Raw genomic sequence first — 21,480 nt, 5'->3', positions numbered from 1 at the left:
TTCATATTGAAAACCTCTGCGATCAAAGTGTCTTTCTCCAGCACCTCAAAGGATAGCGTTTCTGAATCTTCCAAAAATGAGCCTGTCTGGGTAGAGTACCAATTGGTGCTGTCCAAACCTACAATGCCCAGGTCGCTTACCGATAGATCAAAGTACTCGCCGTAGCAAACGGTGGTATCATTCCCCAGATTGAAACTCGGCAAGTCATAGACCGATACGATCAAAGTGTCATATCTCACACATCCATAAGTCTTGATCACTTCAGCTATTAAGGTGTCTTTTTTGTCAACTGTGTGTGTATAACTAAATGCATCTGCCTGTAGCAGACCATCTGTCTTTGAATACCAGTTCACTTCAGTAGCAGCCGCATCACTAATCAATAAAGGCAATGCTTCATATCTACAAATGGTGGTGTCATTCCCAATACTGACATCATAGCAAATAGAAAAAGACTCCTGGTCAGAGAACTCCGATCCCCTATTATTTGCATCTACAGCCTGTACCGCCCAGTAGTACAAGCCCTCTTCTAATCCACGAAGCTGAAGAGAGGTACTCAAACCTACGTTTCCCCCATTGTTTTCATACCTATATCCTGTGCTCAGATCACTGAGAGGAGAAACTACCCAATCATTTCCTGTCTCCTCTGTCCTTACATAAAGGTTATAAGAAAGCGAATTTTGGTCTGTCCAGTCATCAGTACTTTCGTTCCATGACAGCCAGACCGAATCTGCGTGCGACCCAAAATCCGCTTCGGATACTGGAGCCGCGGGAGGATCATCTACCTGACTAGCCGACATGTCCGACAAAAACAAACTCGCAATGTTTCCGAAACCTGTATTGCCTACCTGAAAAACATCTTGATCCCCGTCTGCGTCATAATCCACCAATGCCAAGTCTCCTTCAAAAATAGGTTCCAAATCATGGCTATGGGAACTAAAGGAATAAGAGGGCGGGCCGTCATTTTGATAATACAAGGTGTAATAATCACTACCATTTAAGCCAGAAAGCAATAAGTCGGTATAGCCATCATTGTTCAAATCTGCGAAACGGCTCACCGGACTGGATAGCTCCTGCAAAAACGACGATACCTGCGTAAAGGAAGTTCCATTATTGACAAATAGATCGCTGTCTTCGGTAGACAATTCAGAAGCACCAGATAAAACGATGTCTAACAAGCCGTCTTCATTCATATCTCCTACTGCAATCGTGTTCAAAGCATAGCCTTTGGAAAGCTCCGAGTACAGCTCGGAAGTACCATCGGCTAATATCGTATAAATCCTTGCTCTGCTATTTCCCAGCGCATCGTATCCAGTAGTCAGTACCTCCTCATAGCCGTCATTGTTAGCGTCAAATGATACCATATCTCCCAAGGCCAATGGCAGAATATCTGTGTCAAGTAGTGTATAACTTGATCCATGATATTGATACATAACAAATGTCTCATCGCCCGTCTGGTCAAAACCAGACGCTGCGATATCTAAATCCCCATCGTTATCAAAATCGAACCATTCTACTCCTCCTCGAGATAAAGAGGCCAATGAAAAATTTTGCTCCGAGAATGAACTGCCCGCATTGCTTTTGAAAACCTTCAAGCTTTTGTTGCCTGAAGCATCTTCTCCTGAAAGTAAAATATCGATGTAACCATCGGCATTGTAATCGCCGAGATCGAAATCTGTATCTTCCCAATTAGCCACTGCAACCGTGTTGAAGCTATTGCTGCCTTCATTGATATAAACAACCACTTTCGAACTGCCACCTGCATTAGTTCCTGCCACGATCAAATCCATCAATCCGTCCCCATCGAAATCTGCCCACTCGGCCTGCGCATGGGTCATCGCCTCTATGTCAGTGACGGATTGCTCTGTGAATGTTTGAGACCAGGCACTAGAATAGACGAACCCAGCGATTAAAAAAGAAAAAACTTTTAATTGCTTCATTGGAGTACGACGATTCTTTTGGATTGCACTTGCCCCTCGTGACTATAAACAAGGAAATAAACACCAGTCGGGACATCACTTAAGTTCCATTTCAATAGATAATCCTGCTTGCCCATGAGACCTTCGGATCGAACGAGTTTCTGATCAGACCCCATCAACTGAAGTGTAACTTTATTCTCATTGGGCACATGGAGAATCAACTGTATTTCGTCCTGTGTAGGGTTTGGGGCCATTTCTACATCAATCGATGGTTTTACTCTAGCCTGTTCCTCTATGGCAGATTCATCTCCAGCTTCTACTAGAATAGACTTGTAGGACTCGGATACGCAATTGCTAAGTTGTACTTCAATGCCAATGTCGAAAGTGCCGGGCTCTGTAAAAATTAATTCCAGATAGACTTCATCAGACTCCTCGATCAGAATAGACTCATCCTCCGGTAGTATCCAGCGCACCTGATCTGGCATAGGTGTAGTCAAATCAACAAAAACAATGGGCTGATAAGTAACTGCTTCGCTGATTCGGATAAAGTCTGCATCCATTGGGTTTTCAGATACCTCTACTATGGTCTCGCCATAAGCCGGACAATTGTCCTCATCCCTTACCAAAAGGGAATAATCCCCTTCTTCCTGAACAATCACTTGTTCTTCTACACTATGGAAATCATCTGGACCTGTCCATTGGTAATTGCTCCAAATTTGATCCGTAGATAGCAACAATTCACCCCCCGTACATAAGATATAGTAGTCATCCAACCCTGCAACAAAGAGCTCCTCCGGATTATCCAAATGAAAACTTCTGGTGATTTCACAATTTTGATCGTCAAGTACCATTACCTCATAAGTACCCGATTGCAATTCGGCCAATTGATTGGCTCCCTCGCTTTGGGTCCATTGGTAGGTGTAAGGTGTGGTTCCTCCCACCATATCAAACTGGATACTACCATCCTCACCATTGTAACAAGTTGGGTCAAAATAGCTGACATTGCTGAACTGCATACCTGGCGGGTCTGAGAGTCGAAGGGTGCGCTCTAAACTACAGCCTTGATCGTCGGTGACAGTAACAGTGTAGGACTGATCGGCTCCTACTCCCTCAATAGTAGAAGCCACCGTACCATCTGACCATGTAGTGAGATACGGAGCGGTACCTCCAAAAGGAACCACTTCAATACTTCCATCTTCATAACCATAGCATGAAGGATGAATTCTGGTCGTGCTCAATATACCTAAAGGGGTAGGCTGGTTAACATCATAAGAACCTGTAGCCTTACACCCATTTTCGTCTGTGATTTCTACTATATAAGTACCTGTAGACAATGACTGTATCTCAGTAGATTTTTCACCATTGGACCAGTTTATGTCATAGCTACCCGTCCCTCCGGACAGGTTCAATGAGATGCTTCCATCATTCGAAGCAAAGCATGTCAAATCCCTGATTTCATACGACTCAATCGATAGCTGGGTGGGCTGGCTGATAGAAACACTTCCTGTGACCTGACAACTGTTGGCATCATAAACAGTGTAGCTGTATTGGCCTGCCGCCAATCCACGAAGGTGAGTAGACCGACTGCCATGATCCCAACTAATACGGTAGGGCGCTCTTCCTCCGGAGACAACTAATTCTATCTCCCCCTGTCTGGCTCCATAGCAGACATTGTCCTTTTTGGTAAGTGTGGCAGACAGGGCAGGGTTCTCTACCACGTCCACTTCTCCTGTGCTAATACAACCTCGCGATGTAGTGATTTGATATTGGTATTGGCCTGCTGACAAGTCATTGGCTATATTTCCCACCTGCCCATCTGACCATTGTACACTGGCCGAAGCCTGTGGGTCTATAGTCAAACGAATCGTACCCGTGGCGGTCCCATAGCACAGCGGTGCATGAACACTGATATCAGATGCCACTACTTCTTCTGTACCCTCAATGCTGTAAGTCTGTGTAGCAGTACAACCAAAATTGCTGTCTGTTACCGTAACAGTGTATTCACCAGCTGCAGCATTCACGAAAGGAAGCGTTGATTCATTAGACCATAGATAAGAATAGCTGCCACTACCTCCTGTAGCTCCCACCAGCAACCGACCATTGTCTCCCTGGTAGCAAGTAGGCGAACTTGATTCCAAAAGATTAATAGCTAATTCTGGCTCTTCTTCGATTGCTACAGAAGCACTATAAGTACAACTGCTATCCGCTGCATCTACCACTTGGTATGCATAAGTTCCCACGCATAAATTTTGACGTGATTGGCCTGTTGCTCCGTCATCCCATCTAACCTCATAGTTTCCCGAGCCTCCTGATATATCCAAACTGAGAGAGCCGGTACAATCTCCCGTACAGAACACCTGAGATGTGCTAGAAACAACATTAATAGTTGCTAACACGGGCACATCAAAATCCACTGTAGATTCTGAACCAATATCATCTACTACGGTGGCGGTATAGCTACCAGCGGGCAATTCGGATATCTCGGCATCTACTGCCTCACCAGCCAAATAATAATTATGAGGAGCTATGCCTCCACTGGCCAGTATAGTAGCCTGACCATCACTAGAACTAGTACAAGTAGCGGCTGTAGAGCTCAGGTGTCTCAAGGATAATCCTTCTGTAGCAGCTACCGCCACACCAATCGTGTTTGATAAACATCCATGCTGATCTTGTCCTGTGATCTGATAAGTATCTGGTGCCAGATTATCAAAACTCGCTTCGCTTTCTAAAGGATCAGAACCCAACTGGTATTGATATGGTCCACCGGCACCTCCCGTTTGAGTTACCGTAATACTACCATTGCTGGCCCCCTCTGGCGAACTGGTTCTGCTGACCAATGAAAGAACTGGCGGTGCCCGGTCGTTCAATTCCAGACTGAGCGCTTGCTCACATCCATCTTCGCTAGTAGCCAAAACACTATAGCTACCCGCTGCGATACCACTCGCTACTGAACTACTAATATTCAGATTTTCACCGGCATCATCGAACCATTGATATTCTACCACACCAGGCTGAAGTGAGTCGACGACCTCCAGCGAGCCATTGTACTGTCCACAACTGCTTAATGCTTTCATTCTCCAACTGTAGCTCGGTAGCAAAGAGTCATCTTCCTCTAAACTCAACCCGAACAGATTTAAAACACAAGCATTTTGATCCCTGATTTGAAACGAATAGTTGCCTGCTGCCAATGAACTCACGGCTAGACTTTCATCAGCATTTATCGTTCCCAACCTGGTTTCATTTTCGTCTTCTATCTGATAAACATCGTATGGTGCTATCCCCTCATTGATCGAATGAATATTTATAGCACCATTGCTCAAACCGCAATAGGGACTACTGCTAATCGACCAATCCGCGGACTGAATACCGGTTTCATTACTGACCATAGCAGTAAGCTCTTGACTACAGCCAAAGCGATCCGTAACCCGCACGGTATAATTTCCTCCCGCCAATCCGCTAATAGAATCCTGATCAATACCTGTATCTTGCTGAATTTCAATCCATTCTATTTGGATGGGGGCTGCTGCTCCCTCTGGTAGTTCTACTGCCAAAGCACCATTTTGCTCATGCTCACCGCAAGTCGTGGGATACGAGTGGATGGTGGGCAGCTCTAGTGTGTTTTCACTGTCGATTTCAAATTCGACTACCATGATACAGCCTCTGCTATCAATTACCTCTTCAGTCTTCTCACCCTCAGTCAAGGAGCTTAACTCTATGATGCCTGTATCGAATGATTCTGTTCCTACAGTATAGGGAGGGATACCATTCTGGATAGTAAATTGGGCTGTCCCGTTAGGATAACTACAGCTAGCTGTTGTGGTTTCGACATTACCAGCCAAAGCCAAAGTTTCACTTGGCTGCACCGTGAAGTCTAAAGTGAAACTACAGTCCGCATCATCTGTCACTATCAATTGATAATCGCCCGGAACCAATGCCGTGGAATCCTCCACTAGCACACCGGCCTTTGTTTGGTAGACGGTCGAATAGCCAGGCGTCCCTCCACCAATTTCGCTGGAGACCCCAAACAAATCACACGAAACTTCCTCCAGTTGAATGGATGGAGAAAGGATAGTAGGTTCGGTCAACTCTACTTCTACGATTTCGGATAGACAGCCGGCGTTATCCTCATCCTCTACCTGAAATTGGTAGATACCCTTTTCCAAGCCTCTAAAAACTCCATGGGTTTGATTTTCTCCAGTTGTAAGGTTGTGGTAAATAAAGCCTCCCGATCGAGTAGCAAAATGTGCGTTTATAGTCACCTCACCATCACTGCCTTCATGACAAGCTGGATTGATCTGGCTACCAATACTTATTTGCAGGGGTTCATTTTGGATAGTAAAAGTGCTATCCGTTTCACAACTACCGTCAGACTTGGTCAGATATAGCGTATGCTCACCTGTTGATATGCCCGCAATTTCAAATACACTGCTGCTCCCTGTATTTTGCCAGTTGGTCGCGTCATCAATCTTGTAAAGAGAACCAGGCTGTAACACTTGCACGCGAAGGCGACCAGAACCATCTTCCCCACATAGAGCCGGGTAGGCGTTCATGGTCTTAATCAGCTGCTGGGGTTGTCCTATTTCCAAATTTTGAGGGAGAGTCATGGTTGTATCTTGCCCATAGCTATAACCTGGCAGGTTATCCTCATCAGCAAACGTTGAAGCAAAACGGTAAGAAGCTCTCAATTGATATGGATCTGCAGGAAGATTCTCCACTACTCCTGATCCGTCGCTATCAATGGTTACTTCCCCGGTTTCTTGGGAATCCATATTTGTCCATGTAACCGTTAATTCATCCAAGTCAATAGACTCATCAGCCAACATGCCATTAACGGAGACTATAGCCTGGACGCTACCATCTTCAGCGCAGCTGACATCTGTGGCATAAGAGCCAGCTAGGGATAGGGTTCGGCCTTGACTGGTTATGATGCTAGTTTCGGTTTGACAAACATCTTTTTGAGAATCTATGTATTGGTCATCCCTCAAATAAATGGTATGTGACTGAGGAAAAACACCCTCATACACTTGAACGGTATCTCTATTAAGTAAACTAAAATTTTCACCGTCATTAGATACCCAGTAATCACCCTTTCCTCCTTGGGCTTTAACAGCAAACATAGCGTCTGCAAGAGAACCAAAGGAGGGTTGAAGGTTGGCCAACTCGCTTAATATTAATTCGGTGGGCGCTTGCAAAGTAAAAGTATCATAGTTTTCCTCTACTATATCACATCCAAAAGTGTCCTCCACATAGATATGATAAGCACCATGAACGTTAGTATCTCTCAAACCATCCAATTTAAGTGTATCATATTCATGTGTAATCGGTATAGTATCTAAAAGATTGCCACCAATAAGATGGTAATAGAAATTGGAATTTTCATCCGCAATACCATTTTCAATTTCAAAAAGAACGCTTCCATCGGTTCCGTCATAACAGCTAGGCGCAATAGAATTAATAACATTAATAGTTAATCGAGTGGTATCTGGAATAATATTGACAGGCACGGTATCTACGCAACCATTAATGTCCTCCACTTTCAAAATATATCTTGCAGTATCATAATAACTAGCTGAATCTCGAAAGTATGACGAACCTATTGAATCCTCTAAAACAGATTGCAATTGATTTCCGAGAGAGTCTAACCAGTAATAATCATAAGGGTTAGTACTACTGGGTCCTATACCTCCACTGACAGTAAAGTCTACCCTACCCATATCATTGTCACCGATTGAGTCCGAAATACAATTTGGAAGATTAATGACTATGTTGGATTCATCTATGAGAAGTGAATCAGTGGGTTCCTCTAAGCCAAATAATTTGGTTCCGGATGCACAACCATATCCGTCCTGAGCATAAGCATGATAATTTCCCGCAGTTAAATATACATCAATGGTGTCTGACTTAGTGTCCAGAGGAATAGTGTCCAGACTCTCTATTTTCTTGTAAAAGACTGTATATTCTAAAGTGTTATCTCCTCCAGAAACTGAAAAATCAACCGTATCGGTTTCGTTCTTGCACCGAATATTTTTTCCTCCATTCCATGTTCCCAGTGTAACTTGTAATTTCACAGTGTCTGGAAGAGTCAAACTAATCGTGCTATCAAAAGAGCAACCGATACCATCTCGGACAGTCAAAGCATAAGTGGTGCCATAATCTGCTTCTATGCTAAGGCTACCAAATGGTACTTGGACAGACCTTTCAGTCCATTTATTCTCGCTAGCATGGGTTGTGTCAGAAATAAAATACTTGAACTGACCTATGCCACCTGTACCCTGCGCTGTAATTGATCCTTCATCCACATCATCAAAACACTCCACACTGGCTCCATGATTGTATGAATTGCTCGAAGCAAGGGTAGAAAAACCAAGGGCTGGAGGATTATTGACCGCCACACCCTCACTCCTAACACAGCCATTATCATCGGTAACGGTAAAAGTCTGGTCGAACTGCGTTTCATCACTATCCCATGTATAGGAATATCCATCAGTTTGGGAAAATTCCGTCCCGTCCATTTTGAAGGTATAGAATCCGACACCCCCCTGTGCAATGGGATTTGCAGGTTTAAATGTAAACCCCGTATCATGACACTTTACATAGAAGTTGCTGTTTCGAAGTTTTACATCAGTGCCATCAAAGTGATCCAGGTCAATAGAGCTCAATGTTAAGTTTTCGGCTGGTGCGGTAATTTGGAATGTAGAATCTTCCTCTTGACCGCTAAAAGGTTTTGTACAGCCATTGTTATCTGTGATTTGGGGATAATATGTTCCTACCGCCAAGTCTTTAAAGACATAAGTACTTTCATTTGTCCGCTCAAAGGTAGAGTTGTCCTTGTCTTCTCCAAATGATGCATTGATCCATTCATCTTCGCCAGCATCATTCAATTTATACAAGCTAACATGGTAGCCATAATCCCCAGAAAACGGATTACCACCACTTATTGCAATAGAAACATCTGTCAAATCATCTCTGCATTTTAGGTGGTAGTCATCGGACTCAGTAGCTTGATCAGTAATAGTCGGTTGATAAGTAATGGCTGTTGACACATTATTTACCACTCCAATAGTAAAGCTCATAGTATCAGTAAAAGAACAGCTATCATCGGTCACAGTCAAGGTATATGAACCACGTGGTAAATTGCTGATGGTACCTGAAGAATCGGTTGCAGTAATTTTATCTGATACATCTTCTTCAACTGTCTCTCCATCTTGGTCATATGACCTGACGGCAGAGAAGCTATAATCTCCAGACCCAGACCCCACGGAAAAACTAAGATCACTGTCATAGGTACCATCATAGCAGTTGATTTCTTGATCTGCAATATCTGGAGTTGAAAATGCTACTTTAGTTGTATTTGGAACTATTTCCGATTCATCGAAAATAGATTCCGTTGTTTTACAATTATCATCTATGCTTACTGAATAATTTACAGTAGAGGGAAGTTCAGGAACAATAAAAGTACTACTCTTTGTTTCGCTAAGATCAGATTCCAAAGTGTCGTGAAAAATGGTGTAGGTGTAATCAATTTTTGAAGGGATATTATTAACAGAACCCTTTGTGGCCGTAATTAACAATGAACCTTGTCCATCATGGCATTCAGGACTTTGTCCTTCTACGGTGAAATTTGTGTTTGGAATAGTATCAAGCTCCTGAGAAATTGCACTCGAGGATGTACAGCCATCCGAACCAACAACCAAATCGTATTCCACTCCACCTTTTAAAGCAGAGTATGTATAAGTCGTAGCATTAATATCATTCTCTAAGGTCTCACCGTCAGCAGTGTCGATTTCAAATGTATAGCTTCCCAAATTATTAGGGGTAACTGAAACTTCAATAGCACCATTATCATTACAATCTGGATGTATTAGGCTATCAATTGAAATCGAGAGTTGGGTGCCTGATGGTAAATCAATTTTTGGATAAACTTTATCACAATCATCTTTTACTTCTACTGTATAGTTCACCCCCCCTAAATATCCTGTCAGATTTCCAGAAGAAATGAACGAATCGTTTCCCCCATTTTTTCTCCATTGCAAAGTCCCCTTTCCTACATTCTCGACTATTAGCTCAACCTTAATTTCACCATCTGATTTTCCTAAACAACTAGGTGGACTAGGTGTAAGCTTGATATTCTCGGCAGTTAGAGGTGTGTAATCTGTAGGATCCTCTACAAAAAACACCTTTTCATGATTCTCACATGTCGTAACAAACTTGTTTTCATCTTCAGAGTAATACTGAGTCTCAATTTTCAATTGGTACGCACCCTTTGAAAAATTCACTTTTACAGAATCTCCATCGGTATTTGCAAACTTTTTAGTACTAATATCAAATTCATCCAAGCCCTTATCATTTACAACACTGTATACAGCTGCCCCATCCGTACAGTAGATTATCCCATCTGAAAATTCTTCCTCAACTCCATAATCAGCATTACACCCACCTTCTGTCCTTTCAACAGCCTTTATCAAAGTGTAATAATACCTGACACCATCGTACTCCGTAACCGTATTCAAGTGATTAATTTTCACTGATGCATCACCTCCATCAATACATGTTGGTGGTGACACAATTACAGTATCTATCTCTGGTGGCTCGGGGTAGAAAGTATAAGATCCCTGTATAGGGTTTTGAGCCTCAGTGCCACAATCTCCCTCTGGACACTTTTTGACACGGTAAGACTTATTGTAATCTATAAAAATATCTTCTCCATCATCAGTGGTATACGTTTCTCCATAAGTAAGAGTGAGTGTTCCATTAGGAATGTCTTTACCTCCAGATTTAATAACTTTATGCCAACCTCCACCAGTGCTTATCTGCCAATTATCCGAATCCCACCACCCGTAAGAATTAATATTCAACTGCTCTCCTCCGCAATAACTCCCTGCTTCTGGGTTTATTGAACAAACTGGGTTATAAGTATTAGTTTTTGTTGTGTATTCATTTAAAGAGTTGTAATACGATACAGTAATTGAAACACTTTCTGAAGGGTCTTTCCAAGTAACTACAATATCATCACCCGTCCCTTCCCAGAATGTGCAAGAAGATGAAAAACAAGAGACAAGTGATGTCGGATTTGGGTTATTCAATACAACAAGATTGGAAAAAGACATTTCTACCCGTCCCCCACTATATCCAATTGATTGAACCATTGACCAATGTACTCTACCAGGGCGATCCAAACAGGGAGGGCCATACGGATAATCTTGAGCAACCGCAAGCATTCTTAGACAGAATAAGAAACTTATGATCAACACCTTCCTCATCACATCTCAATTTTTATTTCATCCGACATCACCGACTTCTCCCCCGAATCAAACTCTGCTTGAACGCTATAGCGAATCGTTTCATTCCCACTGTAATTATCCACTATTTGGTGGCTGACGTCAGTATTGGCTTCCATTTCTCGAAACAGCTGCCAACTTCCTACTTCACCCATTTGCTTATAGATTCTGTATCCTGTCACATCTGGATGACTATATGCCCAGTTGAGGGTAATTTCCTTCTTTTCAGTATTTCTTGTATGTGTTATGTTAGTGACCGGAGGATAGCCTGCATTAGACCTTCTCATCATGGTCGCTGGCTTGGCAGGTGAGGACTCCAAACCATCGTCATCTACAGCTATCAGGGTATAGGCATATCGGGTATTATGTTCCGTTCGTTTGTCCAGATAAAAAGGCATTCCCTCTTCTTGCTCATACACCAAACGCCAATCTGCTTCGTCAACCGCCCTACGGTAGAGCAGGTGCATTTCCACATCTTCACTTGGGCTGATCTCCCATTGTACCAGCAAACCCAAAGAATCATTTTGGATATTGGTAAATACCGGTGAGACTGGGGGAATTAGATCGGGCTTTTTCAATTCTAATATTTCCGAAAACTCAGAAGGGTTCATGCGCTTGTCAAAGGCCTTCACTCTGTAGTAAATATTCTCTGTCAGGTTGTTGAGCGCGATACTGTCTTCTAATAGCGCTTGCTCAGTCATTTCTCCCGGCAACTCTATAAATCCGTCGTCCTTATAGTTGGACTTATATACTTTGTAGCCACGAAGATCCTCTTCCACATTCTCTATCCACGAAAGACTAACAATACCCTCTTTTGTAATATTTCCTTTCAGTCCCACAGGCATTACAGGTGGAATACTGTCTTCCAACTGTACCATGTAGGGAAAGGAAGCGATCTTTCGACCATGATCGTCATGGGCAGTTACGATGTAATAGTTAGAGCTATTTGGCAAACTATCGGTAAACTGACGGGTTTGCTTGGAAAGCTCTGCTGCCACAGGAGCTGTGAAACCTGTCGTGCCGCTTTCCCTGCTGATGCTAAAGGCACTCAATAAGCTCAAATCAATCTGAGGTACTTTCCAGAATAAAGTGACTTGCTGGTCATCGGAAATTTCATGTCCAGAGATGGTAGGCGCCACACGAAAAGCTGGCAAGCCAGTCCCATCCACTACCTCAGACGGAGGCCCCTCAAAACCAAAAGCGTCAATTCCAATGACACGATAATAGTAGGTACTACCATTAGTGGCCAAACTATCCCCCTTGTAAATGCGCTCACCCGGATTTTTGTAGTAGGTATTGATAATGGGCACCTTGGTAATGGACTCAAAATTTCGCCCGTCCTCAGAACGCTCCACCCAATAGGTGGTATAAGTGTTCTGGTGAATCTGGGCATTCCAACTGATCATTGCTACCTGATCCGCAAATTCGACTTCTACCTCCATGGGCTTAGGAAGTGCTCTTTCGTCTTCCAACCCAATGAAAACTGTAGCGGTATCCACTGCATAATTCCCCATTGGAACATTGGGGTAAACCCTGTAAAGGTACTTATCACCCATGCTCACTTCTTCGTCTACATAGTACAATCCCGAAAGCTCTGCCGCTTTAGGAGACATATCCGCTGCGTAAAGAGCAAAAGAAAAACGGTTTTCTAACTCTCTGGAGGCATTGATAATTGTGCTGATATCTGAGGTTTGTCCCGGATCTACATCGAAAGACTCACCGAAAATGGCCTGGGCGGCTACCGATACATAGTCATCCTCACTATAGGCTTCCCATTGATCCAGTGATTCCGGTTTAAGAGGATAGGGAAGCAAACGCCTTGTTCTTGGTTGGCCCACAAAAGTCCCTCCATCCAAAATCTTGGTTTTTTCTAACCAATAGCCATTTTCATTCGTCCATTTCCAGGCGATCGGATCAGTAGGTGCCCACCTGAGATATATTCTGCCCTTATGCACTTTACCTTTCATCTCTAATGACAGAGTATATCTCTCTTGCGACCAAAGCATCAATGGGCATAGAAAGAATAAGATGGCGATATGGTATTTGATTCTAATCAAGCGGATTGAAGATTTTATGTCTATAAGTAGAACTTACTTTCTTGCGACCAGGAATAATATATTTTGCCACTGACCAGTAATCTCCTTTTTGAATATAAGGGAAGGGTTCTGACAGCAACTTTTTGTAGCGATCCGATAACTGCGTCGATCCAGCATACTTGCTAGCCACCTGATTAGCCAAATCCAAATAATCATAGTACATGTAATAAGCCAACATGTAACTTGTAGTTCCTTCTGGAGAGCTCATATTCATAGTGCCTGAATGGTAAGCACTCTCAGGCATCGTGATCATATAGGGATATTGCCAAATGTGAACAGCTTTCTTAGGTACAACCCCATATTTAGCTGGATCACGATTACTTTCTCTCAAAGTAATGCTTCCCATCAAAGGGTAGTCTTTGTAGAGAACAGGGTATATCTTGTTTTCATACCAAGAATTACCATCCAGATCTGCTTCCATACTAATTAGTGGAGCCTTTCCTTCCACTTCTTTCAGCTCTCTATATGCAAAAGGTTCTGACCCTGAAATATTCGTACCAATACGGTGCACCCCTACTTCAATAGGATCTCTCCAACCTCCACGGCCCAAAGTCGCCGCTGCCTTCTCGGGGAAAGTAGCAAATCTGCTTACCCTGAAATAGGAACCATAGATTTGCTCTTCTTCTTGCTTTTCTACACTTCCCTCTGCACTTCTGCTTCTCATTTGAGTAACACCTCCGTTACCGAGATCTACTGCGGTTGAGTCTTCTTTTACATTGGCCGATATGTCCGTCGTTTGTTTAGGTACTTGTACCAAATTGATCACGTACACCTTATCTCCTATCAGATCCGTTGGTACTGGGAAAGTCACTTCCTTCTTGGCATTTGAATAAGACACAGATTCCGACTCTTTCTGATCACCATTACTCACAAAACGCGCCTTCACAGTAAACTCGTCACTGGCAAACAAGTAATCAAACCCTCCTTGACTCAATTGAAGAAAACCATTTGGATACTCTTCTGGATAATAATTGACCATATCCTTTAGGGGGTAACGGTAAGCAATACACTTTTCAGGAATGTACTTTGGCGCATCTCCAGTTTTGAAAGTGATCCTTTTGGTTTGCTTCACTTCTTTACCATCAACTTTTGCGACTTGCCATGATCCATTTTTATACTCTTCAAAAGTGGCAGATGCCGTTAATGTCAACTCTGTTTGAGGTTTCAAAATATCTCGTGGAGAAATCACAGCCGTCATTTTATCATCCGACCACTGTATCTCCGCTTCTATTTTTTGTGAGCCTTGCATCACTTTCATATCCTTTGCAGAAATCCTGAACTGAACATTCATATCCTCCTCAACTAGTTTGTAGGATTTGTTAATTTCATAGTTAAAAACAATCTGAGGTAGTGTGAATACATCTACATTCACAGATTGGTCGCTAGGTGTCAGTTGAGCAATAACCTCCATACCTTCTAGAACATCTCCAGCTGAACGAGTAATCATGTCACACTCCTCCCCGATCTCTACTTCGAATTTACACTCACCTTTGACAGCTCCTCCTAGAACACTGTATCTACCCCCAACGACGCCCTTCATCCATACAGGGTTGGGCAGTTTAGCTTGCATGACTACAGCAGCTGCAATATTGATAATATCGATTTTCTTTTTCTTGCCAAACAGCTTGACCTTGATCCCGATCAATCCATCGAAATAGGCATAAGACTGCCCATTGGCATACCAGCCATCTATCCCTAGCTGACCACTACCTGCACACCTTACATTACCATAGTCTTTTAGCATGATATCAAAGCCCATCCCTACTTTGAAATGCCCATAAAAGATCAAAAAAGTCTTATCTCCTGTATCTAGCGTCAGGCTCGCTCCAAACCCAATTCCGGCACCATCAGCTAGTGCATTGAGATCACTCATATAGTCCAAATCTATCCCTCCGAGTATCTCAGACACCTCTTCGGGCGGAGGTGGAGTATCTGGCACTACAGAACCCATTACAAAATAAGAGTCCGTTCTGAGCACACTCATAATGGTAAGATTAAATCGATTCTCTCTCTCTGGCCGACCGATGTAGATGTACCAATCTTTGGTGTCGAAGTGCATGACAGCATTGCCACCGCCAGTGATTACACCTGCCACGTTTATACTCAGTGACAAATTCGAATGCAAGGACCGATCATCAAAGTTGTACTCAATCGTAACTGATCCAAACACAGAGGCATCACCTGGGTCACTACCGAACACCTCATTGGAGACATTGGGATTATTACTCATCTCTGCCTTTTTACCGACACTACTTGCCATGGACTTAGCCTGACTAGCCAATTGCGCTACCGGAACCTCAATGGGCAAAGACAACATGGTCACATTCCCCATAAAACGGATATACTTTAAGCCCATGTTTGAATTGAAGGCCATCTCAAAGGTGACTTCAGCAAACATCAACTTCTCGTTAGCAGCAGTAATTCCAACGATTGCTTTGATACCCAATCTGACGGATTTGTCGGGCACATAAGTAATTCCCGAGCTAGTTCGCCCTAACTCTGAGCCAACCCCTTTACTATCCAATGACATGTGATAGTAGGCACCACCCCCGAACCGCGTGATGAAAAACCCCGTAAAAATGGGAATCCCTGTGCCCAAATCTGCTATCGCATCTACATACCAATACTTCATCCCCTCGACTGTACCGAATACAGCACTGGCCTGAAGTCCAATGCTAGAGAATTTAGCTTCCACTATTCCATTAATTCCATTTCCATAAACAGGATCATTTTTGAAGAAAATAAGCTGCCCTTTGAAACTAAAACTATCACCCTGCGAGATGTCAATTCCTAGTTTGTTAATCTCAATCCTATCGTATTGATATTTGACCTTCCCCCCAGATTCGGTAACATTAGAAACAATTCTGAAACCTCCTACTGCCCCAAAACTACCTCCATCGTCCCCCGTAAGTTTAAGGAGAATATCTAGACCAAGGAAAATCTCTCCATCAGTTTGTCCTCCAGATATGTTATTGATCTGAATAGGGAAGCCCCCCATACCTGAAGAAGATACACCTAAAGAAAAAGTACCCACCTTCACATAGGGTTTCTCAGATTGGATACGCAAATCCTGAAAGCTAATCTCTGCCAGATTTACATTTTTACCACTGCTCTCACTCGCCGAACCATCTTTAGAGTTTAGACCTAGAGTAATGTCCATTTTGCCATGCAGATTAGCACTAGGCGAAAACCGATCGTCTATCACTTGTACTTCTACATTCGAAGAAGGTAGTAGCGTGACACTCGCAGCTTTCCAAAGGTCAAAGTTGATCTCTTCTGCTGTGGTGACATTAAATACATACTCATTTCCCGTTTTGACCATTGCTGAGTATGCAAACAACTTTTTATCATTTGCCTCAGCACCTTCTTGATCATTCTTCTTGTTTATAGGAATATCAATCTTACCCGCTAAACTCCCCTCGGTCAACTCGTTCGCTACAAGTGTGACACTAATCTCGTCTAACGAAAAATTCCACTTGCCCATTTTTCCACGTTCCAGTGGAATCAAATTCTTGCCAGAAATCATGCCTGTAAACCCCATGTCGTCGATCAACATGTTGTTACCCATCAATTTAATCCTCTTTCCCGTTTTGCCATCAGCACGAGCCGTATCGAACTGGTGTGGTAGGGCTATGGTCAAATTTTGGATATAAACACCCCTCCATAACTCTGGAGTTCCTGATTGATGATAAGAAGATTGCTGGACATAATCAGCAGGGAAAGTGACTCCAGGCATATTTCTCGTATCACTAAAATCAAGTACTGCTCTAGAGATAGAGAACGATACATCTTTTAATCCTTTGACCTGAAACGGTGTCACACTTACCTCTACCAACAAATCATTCCAATCCGTGACTGTAGTCGTAAAATCGGCCTTTGCATTCTCACTCTCAATGATCTCTCCATTCGCATCCTCTGGCTGCAAGATTTCATTAGAGAAAACCATACTCGCATCTAGACTAAATGATTTGAATCCATCACAGTCAAACTCAACATAGGTCTTATCATTTGTCCCTTTGATAATGAACTGGGTCTTGTCCGCCCGATCCATACTCTCTTTGGAAAGTGTAGAATAATCCCCTACCAAATAGAGCGTCCCATCTCCAACTATTCCCCCTTTCTTAGAAAACTTGATACCCTCACCTCTAAAATGAATTTTACCCATCTTAGGGGATTCAAAACACATGCTTGCATAGAGTAGAGAATATTCGGGATAAGCCTCCACCTTTTCGATGAGAATGGTATAATCAAGTGCTCCAATGGTCTTTTTTATCCCAACAGGGAGTTCCATCAATGCATTTTTATCCAGAAATTTCACAAAACGGTTAGAAGCCAACACTTCGTCATACACCGCTTCTATCTCAGATCTAACCAAATCATCATTATCGGATTCTTTGATCACATAAGAATCATGGTAATAGCTAGCAGGGTTTGCAGATATGGTTTCAAAAGGGGAAAGATCAGCAAAAGACCTTTTTGAAGAAACGCTATACTTGCTTGTCATCTTTTCTTCTACTTCAGAATCTGCCCACACGTAACATGGAAGAAACAAAACATATAAAACAATAAAGCACCTAAGTATAGCTAGCATTGGTTGGTTAAATTATCTATCTGTAACTTCTAACGCTTTGAGAATTTTCTAATACAAAAAAACTCACGTTTAAAAACGCAGTAAAGTCTCCACTTTAATTAGTCTTTTAACAGATGGACGTGGTTATTACAATAATAAGCACAACTCTTCAATAAACACAATTAAAAATAAGAATAACATCATTTAATTTACTCAAAGCCTTAGTGATCAAACAATACTCAGCATGTCTAACAAAAAGAAGCCCAGATATTAAATAATATCTGGGCTTCTTTTCATGTCCTTTTCCACTGACAAATTATTCCTTTATCAGCCTATACGTGCTGTATTGATTACCGTCATACAGTCTAACCAGATAAACTCCCGCCTGCAAGGCTGAACAATCTAACTGTACTGTCTGACCGCCAATCTGCTCATCTCGCACCAGTACACCAGTCAATGTGTAGACCTCTAGTCTATCCGCTTCTGGTGCAGAGATGGTCAACTGTGACAACACGGGATTAGGGTACATCTCTATCAGTAGATTCTTCGTCCCAGTACCCAAGACCAAATCACCTGAAGCTATCGAAAACTCCTGCTGAAACAACTCCCCACTAGCATCTGTAACTTCCACCGTAAATGTCATTGACTCTCCAGAGAAAAAGGAAAAATTACTATTAGCCGCTACAACCCCTTCGGCATTAATACTTAAATCCCTATTTGCACTAATTATCTGGTAAGAATAGCTATCCTCCAAATCCTCATCCGAGAACTCCACATGCCCCAACTCCGTCTGACCAGGAATTATCGTACTGATAGGTGTATAGGTCTGAATAAAAACAATATCAGTAATCAAATCATTCGCATCTGTTACCGTCAGTACTATTGCCAGATCCACAAAGTGCCCTCCATTGTCCGTAACACGTACAAGGATATTCGCCTCTGATTGCTCCTCAAAATTGAACCTACTACTAAGGAATAAATCACCCGTATTAATATAAAACGAATCATTGTCGGCTCCTAATTCACTATCTTCTACGAATGAATAGGTAAAGGTCTCATTGGCATCAGGGTCTACCACAGTAAACGAACCAACGTAATCATTAACCAACAGATCCTCAGCGAAACTGTCTGAATCAAATTCCACTTCAGTCATCGCTTCATTGACATCCAAAATAGTAATTTCAAACTGCGCATTGACTGTTAGGTCTCCTGCATCGGTTGCCTGAATCGATAGTTCATAAGAAGTCTGTGTTTCGAAATCAGGTGCCGTCACAAATAAGCTATCGTCTTTGACAGTAAATGGTGTATCCCCAGTCAATATAGAATAGACATGCGTATCGCTCACATCATCATCTAAAACCGTAAACACCCCAACAAACAAGCTCTCTCCTGTCGGAGACTCTTCTACCACGGCACTCGAGATTTGAATTGATGACGGTTGTTCATTTTCATCAAGGACATTGAGCTCAAAAGCCTTTGCGAAGCTTGCTCCATGGCTATCTGTTACCTTTAAGTAAAACTGAATGACAGACTGTGTTTCGTAATCAAAACTATTCTCAGCATATAAATTGCTACCTAGGATATAGACCTGATCATTGTTTGAGTCATGAACACCGTCAGATACGAGCGAGTATGTGTGGCTATTTTCATCCGACGGATCCTCTACTGTCAAAGTGCCTATTAAGGCATCTATAGCATTATTTTCACTCATAGACTCTGCTGACAAGAAGATGTCCACAGGTGCAAAATTAAAGCCTGTCAACGGCACTACCTCGTCACTATACACCGTCTCGAAAAACCCATAATACCCCAAACCAAAATAAGGCTGATCACCCAACATAAAGGCGACTGGGTCGACCCTCGTTTCACCAAACTCTAAAAAGTCTCCCAGGTTTTCCACCTCATTGGTGACTGGGTCATAGGATACTATCTTTTCCTTATTACCATAGGTGATGTAGCCTTTGCCATAGGCCGTGAAAGTCGCTGCATTATTGACACTCAAGTTGATCCCATCTGCATCTATTTTTTCTATCCAAACATCTGTTGATGGGTCATAAGCTTTGATATCACTCAGCTGTACGCTGTAGTCATCATAGAACAGTCCTCCACCAACATAGGCTTTGCCATCTATCACGAAAGCAAATGCGCTTTGGCGTTTGTCTACTCCCAGTCCAGCTACCTCTATCCATGTATCTGTGACTGGATCATACTTCCAAAAATCAGATTGTTCATCTCCCGAACCATATCCTGTACCTACATAGCCATATCCATCTAGAGCAAAGCCCACAGCATTGGTTCTAGCTCCTCCACCAAAGTCAGCTATCGTAGACCAAGTATCCACAGCAGGATCGTAAACATAAAAATCTGACAGCTCCGTATCGTCTTCTCCCGAACCTGTACCCACATATAGTAGGTCTCCGATCATAAAGCTCACCGCATTGTCACGTGCCACTCCTGGGTATTCGGCTAATTGAATGGAGAACTCATTTTCTGCATCCGTTTTCCAAAAATCATTGAAGAATTTAGTCCCGTTAGATCCTAAGCCGATGTAAGCCTCTGTACCCGTAGATGCTACTACCGCAGCTGCTCTTGCATTGAGACCTGGCAGCTCATAGATACTCATGTTATCGACCGTGAGATTAAATTCATTAGATGTACTCATCTGATCCAAGCGGAACTGAAACGTAGCACTGAAATTCTGATCATTATCAGCCAGTAACTGCGCGATAGGTAGCCCACGTACTTCAACAAATTCGCCAGCCGTCCCATTCAGCCCCCAATCATAAAACACTATCCATTCATCATCCTCACTTCCTCTGATGAAAATCTTGTTTTGCGAAGCACTAACATCCGCTCCCATGGCAAAATCTATATCGAATAAAATTTCATCATTCGCTACGTCATATTGACTGAGATTTATCGTGAAACGTGCTTGGTTAAGTGCGTCTTCACTACCTGTCAACTGTAGACTTCTGGTATCGTTCGCATCATGACTACCAATAGACAATAATCCACTACCATTATCAATAGTGTAACTCCAGCCTGACAATCCTGACAATTCTCCTTGATTGGTGGTATAAATAGCCTCTTCCACACTCTCAAAATCGGCAAGATATGGTAGCTCTCCTGTATATACAGAATAGTGCTCTGTAGATGATCTGATTGTATCATTCATCACATTAGCCTCACCAGTCAGTTCACTAAACACTGTAAAACTATAGTTGCCTGGTGCTGATAAATCTACCAGACTCTCAAAAGTATAGCTCGTCGTACCGTCATAGGCCATACTTACACTCGCTGTTTCTGCAACCTCCTGTCTTCCGTTTGGTCCATCGATCCATGCCACCAAAGGCACACTCGTCTCTGTGCTAGACCCATCGTTGACCAACTCCACTGTAATGCTTTCGGTAGCAGTGAGCTGAACGGAAGCCTCAGGCACAGTTAAGCCTGTTGCAGTCATGTCATGAGCGTAACGCTGATACACCTTTATATCATCTAGGTAAAAGGCATCAGTGCCATACTCCCGCTCTCCAAAACGAATCTGGAACGTAGATGAAAAGTCTTGATCATGCGCTGATAAACTATCTGCCAATGAATAGGCATTGACAGTAATCCATTCA

5 protein-coding genes are annotated in these 21,480 nt (G+C 42.7%); all 5 read right to left on the bottom strand.

Going from position 1 to position 21,480, the window contains the following annotated elements; genetic code table 11:
• The coding region (locus tag BUB99_RS15830) for an FG-GAP repeat domain-containing protein (protein ID WP_073124064.1) at window positions 1-1,937 on the bottom strand (1,937 nt) is incomplete at its 3' end.
• A complete protein-coding gene (locus BUB99_RS15825; protein ID WP_170863822.1) occupies window positions 1,934-11,062 on the bottom strand; it encodes a T9SS type A sorting domain-containing protein in 9,129 nt (3,042 codons plus the stop codon). The genes BUB99_RS15825 and BUB99_RS15830, both read right to left, overlap by 4 nt.
• 113 nt (window positions 11,063-11,175) lie before the next feature.
• A complete protein-coding gene (locus BUB99_RS15815; protein WP_139281049.1) occupies window positions 11,176-13,251 on the bottom strand; it encodes a fibronectin type III domain-containing protein in 2,076 nt (691 codons plus the stop codon).
• Window positions 13,244-17,794 (bottom strand): hypothetical protein, encoded by a 4,551-nt coding sequence (locus BUB99_RS15810; RefSeq protein WP_170863821.1) that lies wholly within the window; start codon window positions 17,792-17,794, stop codon window positions 13,244-13,246. Before BUB99_RS15810 ends, BUB99_RS15815 begins: the two co-directional genes overlap by 8 nt.
• A gap of 382 nt (window positions 17,795-18,176) precedes the next feature.
• The coding region (locus tag BUB99_RS15805; protein ID WP_073124055.1) for a Kelch repeat-containing protein at window positions 18,177-21,480 on the bottom strand (3,304 nt) is incomplete at its 5' end.

Origin of the sequence: Reichenbachiella agariperforans (assembly GCF_900142205.1) — a bacterium.
Lineage (GTDB): Bacteria > Bacteroidota > Bacteroidia > Cytophagales > Cyclobacteriaceae > Reichenbachiella > Reichenbachiella agariperforans.
Note: the sequence above shows the minus strand (reverse complement) of the source record. Positions and strands in the feature narration are given on the sequence as shown.

Excerpts from the sequence above, each read along its gene's own strand:
- BUB99_RS15825 (WP_170863822.1), bottom strand. The coding sequence starts at position 11,062 with ATGGTTCAATCAATTGGATATAGTGGGGGACGGGTAGAAATGTCTTTT.
- BUB99_RS15810 (WP_170863821.1), bottom strand. The coding sequence starts at position 17,794 with ATGACAAGCAAGTATAGCGTTTCTTCAAAAAGGTCTTTTGCTGATCTT.